We start from the raw sequence: 7,968 nt of genomic DNA on the forward strand, positions 1-7,968 counted from the left end.
CTGCTCACCGACCCGTGCCTCGTTCATTACGGGGCTTTATCCTGATATGGCGGGGGTCCCCGGCGTGATCCGCACACCGCTGCCCGATCGCCCCACGAGCTGGGGGAACCTCCGCAACGATGTCGTGACCCTTCCCTCCCATCTCAAAACAGCCGGTTACAAGACCGCTCTGATCGGCAAGTGGCACCTCGGTTGGGATTGGCACAAGAACGGCAAAGAGATTGATTTCACGCAGCCGGTTTTGAATGGTCCCGACAGCAACGGCTTCGACCAGTACTACGGTCACTGCGGATCGTTGGACATGCCGCCGTATGTTTGGGTCGATACTGGAAAGCCAACCAGTGTGCCGACTCGAAAGGAAGGTGTGACGAAGAAGCAAAACCGCTACGGTTGGTATCGCAACGGACCGATTGGTGATGACTTTGAGATTGAACAGGTGTTGCCGCACTTGTTTGGCAAGTCGATCGCTTTTGTGGAAGAACGTGTGAAAGAGGACAAGCCGTTCTTCTTGTATCTGCCGCTTCCTGCCCCGCATACTCCAATCGTTCCCGTGCCGCCATTCAAAGACGCCAGTGGGATGAATCCGTACGCAGACTTCGTAATGCAGGTGGATCATCACATGGGCCAACTGCTTGATGCGATTTCCAATGCAGGCATCGACGAAAACACATTGGTGATCTTCACCAGTGACAACGGTTGCTCACCGGAAGCCAACTTTGGTGAACTCGCGAAACATGGTCATGATCCGAGCGGCAAGTATCGCGGGCACAAAGCGGACATCTACGAAGGCGGTCACCGCGTGCCTTTCATCGTGCGATGGCCGGGAAAGGTTGTCGCGGGCAAGACGACCAACGCGCTTGCCTGTTTGACGGATGTGTACGCGACATTGCAGTCGATCACGGAGCAACCACGGGAAGCGACTGGTGGTGAAGACGGGTTTGATCTGACTGGGGTCTTTGGCGGTGATGACTCATCGGATCGCGAAGCTTTGGTCAGCCACAGCATCGGTGGTTCGTTCGCCATTCGTCGTGGCAATTGGAAGCTGTGCTTGGCGCATGGCAGCGGTGGCTGGAGCAATCCTCGGGAGCCCAAGGCAAAGCTTCAAGGGCTTCCGCCGCTGCAGTTGTTTGACCTGGAGGCGGACCCCGCCGAGAAGACCAACGTCGCGAAGGAGAATCCAGAAGTCGTCGATTCGTTGTTGCTGTTGCTCAACGACTACGTCGAAACCGGACGCAGCACGGAGGGGCCAAAGGTTGCCAATGATCGCGAGGTCACGTTCCTTCCCGAAGGCGTTTCGCTGCCGAGTCCTTAAATGGCCGACTGGAATGGACTAAATCGTTCACCAGGCGGGGAAGCAAACACTGCGTGAGCTTTCGGCGGCGGTCGAGTCAGAGATCGAATTGATCGCGGCTTGTCAGGATTGGATTCCAGCACGCTCATCGCGATGACCGGCAGCGGGCAACCCAAGGACATGCGAATGTCCGTGGATGCGGGCTTTGACAGGTAGGTCACAAAACCCGCTTCGGTTTAACGCTTACGCGGTGTTTTTTAGAGCTGGAAACGCGCCGTCAAAAAGTCTGACGCCACGGCAATCGCTTGACTTGGCGCTCAGCCCTCGGATGACCGCGGCGCTCAAGCGGTCATCGAGTTTTCGGCGGTTGATTCGGCATCCAGGGTTTCGTCGTCCTGGATGTAGGTTTTGCCTCGGTAAATCAGTGCGACAAAGATGAACAGGCAGGCCGCCACCAACATCAACCCGGCGAAGAACCAGTAGTAGGTCGCACCTGGGAGTTTCGATGTACCATCTGGGTTGGAGATGATCGCATTGACACCAGCGGCGATGAAGTTGCCCAGTGCGACGGACAGCAGGTAAAAGCTCATGATGATGCTCTTGATGCTGTTAGGTGCCTGTGTGTAGCTGAATTCCAGGCAGGTGATCGACACCATGACTTCTGCAGCGGTCAGAATCGTGTAGGCCAGCACCTGCCAAGCGATCGAAGGTGTGCCACCATCTTGAATGTTTTGTTCGATTAACGCGATGATTGCGAAGGAAGACACGGTCAGGAACATGCCCAAAGAGATCTTCCGCAAGGGGGTCAGAGGGAACACTCGGTCAATCGCTGGGTACAGCACGTAGCTGAACAGCGGCACAAAAATGAGGATCAGGAATGGGTTCGCCGCTTGGATTTGACTGGACAGCAATTCAAACCCGAAGACATTTCGGTTCATGCTTTCGGCTTGGATCACCCACGAGGTAGCGGTCTGGTCAAACAGGCTCCAGAAAACAGCGACCAAAAGGTAGATTGGGATCAGGTTCAGAAGCGCGAGTCCACCGACTCCAGTGAAGGCATCTTTGAAGACGCCCGGGCCTCGGGCGGGAATGTGAATGAACTTGTTCCGCCCCATCCAAAACAGCAACGTGGCGATTGCCATCAACACGCCGGGGACCCCGAATGCGATCTGCGAACCATATCGGTCGAGCAGCCATGGCGTGAGCAGGGTGGAGAAAAAAGATCCTAGGTTGATGGCAACGTAGAACCATCCAAAGACTTTCGCGAGTAGATGGGAGTTTTTGGTTCCGAACTGGTCGCCAACGTGGGCGGAGACACATGGTTTGATCGCACCCGTTCCAAGTGCGATCAGTCCCAACCCAATGGCTAGGCCAAATCGGGTTTCGTTCATCGCGAGTGCTAAGTGTCCGAGGCAGTACAAGACGGACAGGTACAAGATGGTTCGATACTTGCCGAGCAACCAGTCGGCCACAAAAGCACCGAGTAGCGGAGTGAAGTAGGCCGCCATGATGAAGGTGTGCCCCCAAAACTTGGCGTCCTCGTCGCTCATTGGATCCAGTTCACCACTGGCGTTGAGCAGGTAGGTGGTCATGAAGACCGTGAGGATCGACCGCATCCCGTAAAAGCTAAATCGTTCAGCGGCTTCGTTGCCGATGATGTAGGGGATGCCGGCGGGCATACCAGTGGTGGCTTCGGGCTGATCTCGATATTTGGGTGTGTTCGGTTGATCAGAAGTGGTTGTATCGGGTGTCGACATCAAGCAGGTTCCGTTGGATTGGCACGGATGGGCGAACAGGCCCTGTGGGCGTCAGCGAGGAAGGGGTGATGGAGAAGCTGACAGGGGCCAAATTAAGCCGCTGGAGGCAGCCAAACCAGTCCCCGCGGCGATTAAATGGGGCGGGAAATCAACGTTTCAGGCGCAGCAAGATTTTGGGGCTCGATTGCACGCCAAGCGTCGCGACACGGTGGTTGGTAGCGCCCTCTGGTTCTCCACTCCCTCGATTGAGCCAGGGCGTAAAAAAAGCCACGTTCTCCAACTTGGAGTTCAACGTGGCTTGTCAAATTTGAATCGGGAAAGATTGGAGAGCCGATTTGGCTCGCCCAATCAATCTGGCTTAGCGTCGTTTCTTCTTGGCAACTTTCTTCTTGGTTGCCTTCTTTTTGGCGACCTTCTTCTTGGCTGCCTTTTTGACGGCTTTCTTCTTCACAGCCTTCTTCTTGGTTGCCTTGCGAGCGGTTTTCTTGACGCCCTTCTTCACGGCTTTCTTTTTGACAGCTTTCTTCTTGACTGCTTTACGAGCGGTCTTCTTGGCTGCCTTCACGCTCTTTTTGGCAGCGCGTTTGACGGTCTTCTTGGTTGCTTTTTTCTTGGCCACGTTCTTCCTCCGCGAGAAAGGAACTGTTGTCGAGTCATTGTGACTTGCGAACTGTGACATCGATTCTGTCATCGCGAATGCGTTGACGTCTTCGCTTTCAAAGTTGATTGCAAGTCACCGGCCACGGCTCAACAACAATCGATGGTGATCGATTCTATCCGCTTCGATGATCCTCATCGACCTTGCAAACAAAAACGATCGTTAGTACGTGCGCGTAACTGTACGCGCTTCGCTGGATTCCGCAACATGTTTTCGTGAAAAAACCGCTTGCGTCGCCAACAAATTTTGCTACGGCAAACGCATTTTTTGCATGTTGTTTTGCTTCGTCGTTGATGCGCGGTGTGGCTTGTTTGCATCAACGGTTCGTTCCACGTTGTTGCCTTGCGCGCAAACAAGTGCGGTAACACTTGGCTTTTTCAATGTTTTTGCAATGACACACGTGCAACGTGTTGTTATTGCAACGTCAACGCGTTGCTTGCGCGGCATGCATGCGCGTCGTTCAAACGTTCGATGAACAAGCGATTCAACCACGTAAAAAAAGTTTGAAAAAAACACGTCGTTGAACGTGCAAATGGGTCCTTGAACGTGATGTTGATGACAAACATTGCACGTTCAACGGCGCAGTGGCATCGTCTGCGCGGGCATGTTTGAACGCCACAACAAACGTTGCGATGCGAGATCAGCGTAGCTTCACGTGCGTAGCGCGCGACGTGACATGTCGACTCGCACAAATGTTGTTGCGCGTCGTCGATCGCAGGCAACGACGTGCCAAGGATGCATGCCGCCCCCAAGTGCGTGTTAGTAACGCGCTGAACCTTGCATCATTTGGTAGTTGCCCACCGCCAACGACAAGAACAGGATGCCGAGAAACAGTTGCTGGCTTTGAAAACCGTACAGTGCACAAGCACCACCAACGATCATGCTGATCCACAGCCATGTATCGGTTCGGCCACCTCCCATCATGACCAGCGAACGCATGATTCGTCCGCCATCGAGCGGGAACACCGGGATCAAATTCAGCACTGCCCACATCACGCTGGGCCAGACGTAAAACGTGACCAGCGCGAACATGCCGAGGCTGTCGATGTCCGTGCCTTCCAAGACGCCGGGAATCGAATTGAGCGGGTAAGGCATCGCGGCAAACGCCTTGACGTTGTGCCCCATCAGCTTGACCGCGCCGACCAGGACCGCGGCGGACGCAAGTTGCGCCATTGGCCCCGCCAACGCGATCCAGAGTTCGGCGGCAGGACTGAGCCTGGGAGCCGAGAAAGACGAGGCAAAACCGCCGTAATTGTGCGTGGATCGGGGCACGGCAAGCCCACCAAAGTGGTACAAAACCAACGAGGATTCGATGCCATAGTGGCGAAAGGCAAACGCGTGGCCGAGTTCGTGAATCAGGATCGAAACGAGCATGCAGAGAGCCCACAACAGCAGCAATGGAAGGCGGCCCGGGCTGCCTTCCATCCGGTCGAATCCATCCACCAAGTAGAACCCAAACACGACCGCGCCCAGCCAAAACGTCCAAGCGATTCGGATCGGAAATCCGAACAGTTGGAAGTGGACGTCGTAGGGCGATTCTTGGGGTTGTTGCAGCAGCATTGGAATGGCGGACGGTGAAGTCTTTGGGGAGGTTGTGAGGGGAAGATGATCCCATCGCCGCGAGCGATGGAGACGGAGCGTGGCGGATGGTTGGCTTGGTTCAGGGAGGCAAGTTGCACCGGGCCTCGTCCGTCGTCGGACGAGGTCGTTGGTGCACCAAGATCACTTCAAGTTTTCGAGCAAGAATGCCCAGAGATCAGCGTACTCGTCAATCTTCTTACTCGTCGGTGTACCCGCCCCGTGACCGGCGCGTGTTTCGATCCGAATCAATGTGGGGTTATCGCACGACTGAGCTGCTTGCAACGCCGCCGCGAACTTGAAGCTGTGACCGGGCACGACGCGGTCGTCTCGGTCTGCTGTGGTTACCATCGTGGCGGGGTAGCACGTCCCAGGTTTCAAATTGTGCAGCGGGCTGTACGACAACAGGTTGTCGATTTGTGTTTCATCGTCGCTGCTTCCAAACTCGCTGACCCAAGCCCAACCGATCGTGAACTTGTGGTAACGCAGCATGTCCATCACACCCACGGCTGGCAAACACGCACCGAACAAATCAGGACGCTGAGTCATCACGGCACCGATTAGCAAACCGCCGTTGCTGCCACCACGAACGCCTAGTCGTTTGCGGCTGGTGATGCCCATGTCGATCAAGTGTTCCGCGGCGGCGATGAAGTCGTCGAAGACGTTTTGCTTATTTAACTGCATGCCGGCTTCGTGCCATTCGCGACCGTACTCACCACCGCCACGCAGGTTGGCCACGGCGTACACGCCTCCGGCATCCAACCAACCGGCGATGCCAGGCGAATACGATGGGGTCAGGGAAATGTTGAACCCGCCGTAAGCGTACAGCAACGTGCGGTTGCTACCGTCCATCGGCGCGTCTTTGTGACGCGTGATCAAGATCGGCACTTGGGTGCCGTCCTTGCTGGTGCAGAAGACTTGTTCGGTGACGTATTGGCTGACGTCAAAGGCGACTTTGGGCATGATCGCCAGTTCGGACTTGCCCGTCGCCACGTCAACGCGGTGGATGCTCGGTGGCGTAACGTAGTTAGTGAAAGAGAAGAACGTCTCGATGGCATCCTGGCGGCCTCCCAGGCCTCCCACAGAGCCTTTGCCGGGCAGTTCCAGACGTCCCATCGGCGAGCCATCCAGGGCGTAGCGTTCGACTGGGTTGAGTGCGTCGGCCAAGTAGTTGGCGAAGAAGACTCCGCTGAGCAACGAGACATGCTCCAGAACGTGTTCGGTCTGCGGGATGACTTCTTCCCATCCCGCTCGATCGGCGGGTTCATCGACGTTCTCGTCGGTCCGCTTGGCATGTTCGGCCACGTCCAAGCTGATCACACGGCGACGCGGGGCCTCATGGTCGGTCAGGAAGTACAGCGTCGATCCTTCCGAGCCAACGAAGCTGTAGTCCGCGTCAAAGCCCATGATCAGCCCGCGAACGGGCGCGTCTTCGAGCGTCAGGTCTTGGATGAACACCTGCGTTTTCGGTTCGGTGCCCTTCCAGTTGGAAATCACCAGGTAGCGACCATCTTCGGTCACCGAGGCACCAAAACCCCACTTGGGATGATCGGGGCGTTTCATCACCAGCTTGTCTTCGGATTGCGGCGTGCCCAAGTGATGCAAGTACAACATTTGGTTGTCGTTGGTCCCGGTCAGTTCCTCGCCTTCGGCGGGTTCGGCATAACGCGAGTAGTAGAACCCGTCGCCGTCAGGTGTCCACGCAATGCCGCTGAACTTGGACCACTGAATCAAATCGTCGGTGTCTTTGCCGGTTGCCACCTCACGCACTCGCCAAGTTCGCCAATCGCTGCCACCATCGGCGATGGCATAGGCGAGGTACTTGCCGTCTTCGCTGGGCACCCATGACGCGAGCGACATCGTGCCGTCTTCGCTCAGGTTGTTGGGATCCAGCAGCACCTCGCGGTTGGCTTCCCACTGCGATGGTGGCACATCGACGGGGGTGCGATACAGAACGCTTTGATTTTGCAGCCCATCGTTGAAGGTGTAGAAGTACGTGTCGCCTCGTTTGGCGGGAAGGCCGGTTCGTGAGTAGTCCCACAACGCTTCCAATCGGGCACGCATCTTTTCGCGTTGCGGCAAAGACTGCAAGTAACTCTGCGTGACCTTGTTTTGTGCTTCGACCCAAGCGGCGGTTTCGTCGCTTTCAACATCTTCCAGCCAACGATACGGATCCGCCACTTCGCGACCGTGATAATTGTCAACGACCTCGTCACGGCGGGTGGCGGGATACTCTAGCTTCATGCGGGAACTCGACTCGGTGGGTTCTTCCGCCGTGGCGGCGGGTTGGGATAGAGAGCTGATGCAAAGGCCGGCAAGGAACGTCGCCAGCGTCTTTCGAAGGCGGGCGTTGTGTCGGAAAATGGTCATGTTGTCATTCTCGTCGTGCTTCGTGGAATGCGGCGGTAGCAAAACAATTGCCGAAACGACTCAAGGCGTTTCGGCGGGCGGGGATGTTTCGTTGGCTGGAATCAGCGGACTTGGTTCGGACGCTTCGTCGATGGATTCACCGATGGGCAGTTCCACCAGTTGCCGGCGTCGATCGATCTCGTCTTCGTCCAAACCGGATTGGCGAAGTTCTTCCAGCAAGAACTCTTCGGCCATCGCGATCGCGGACGGTGTGCGACTGACTCGAACTTTGATGCCACTGGCGTCACCGGGAGCAGCCTCGACCGCGGCCAGCA

5 protein-coding genes and 1 pseudogene are annotated in these 7,968 nt (G+C 56.3%); 1 reads left to right on the forward strand and 5 read right to left on the reverse strand.

The genetic code is table 11. The features are described 5' to 3' along the window. The coding region (locus ACF8AM_RS11930) for an arylsulfatase (protein ID WP_392555847.1) at nt 1-1,312 on the forward strand (1,312 nt) is incomplete at its 5' end. Nucleotides 1,313-1,632: 320 nt separating this feature from the next. Here ACF8AM_RS11930 and ACF8AM_RS11935 read toward each other — a convergent pair. The 5 genes and pseudogenes from ACF8AM_RS11935 to ACF8AM_RS11955 all read right to left on the reverse strand — a co-directional run. Continuing rightward, the gene (locus ACF8AM_RS11935) at nt 1,633-3,048 is read right to left on the reverse strand and encodes a POT family MFS transporter (RefSeq protein ID WP_392555848.1); all 1,416 of its coding nucleotides are present in this window, start codon (nt 3,046-3,048) and stop codon (nt 1,633-1,635) included. 358 nt (nt 3,049-3,406) lie between these two features. Then, nucleotides 3,407-3,667 (reverse strand): hypothetical protein, encoded by a 261-nt coding sequence (locus ACF8AM_RS11940; protein ID WP_008655283.1) that lies wholly within the window; start codon nt 3,665-3,667, stop codon nt 3,407-3,409. 798 nt (nt 3,668-4,465) lie between these two features. Then, the gene (locus tag ACF8AM_RS11945) at nt 4,466-5,266 is read right to left on the reverse strand and encodes a site-2 protease family protein (protein ID WP_392555849.1); all 801 of its coding nucleotides are present in this window, start codon (nt 5,264-5,266) and stop codon (nt 4,466-4,468) included. A gap of 162 nt (nt 5,267-5,428) precedes the next feature. Then, a complete protein-coding gene (locus tag ACF8AM_RS11950) occupies nt 5,429-7,654 on the reverse strand; it encodes a prolyl oligopeptidase family protein (RefSeq protein ID WP_392555850.1) in 2,226 nt (741 codons plus the stop codon). 60 nt (nt 7,655-7,714) lie between these two features. Beyond that, nucleotides 7,715-7,968, reverse strand: a pseudogene (locus tag ACF8AM_RS11955) (hypothetical protein); the annotation flags it as partial.

Source organism: Rhodopirellula sp. JB055 (assembly GCF_043100905.1).
Classification (GTDB): Bacteria; Planctomycetota; Planctomycetia; order Pirellulales; family Pirellulaceae; genus Rhodopirellula.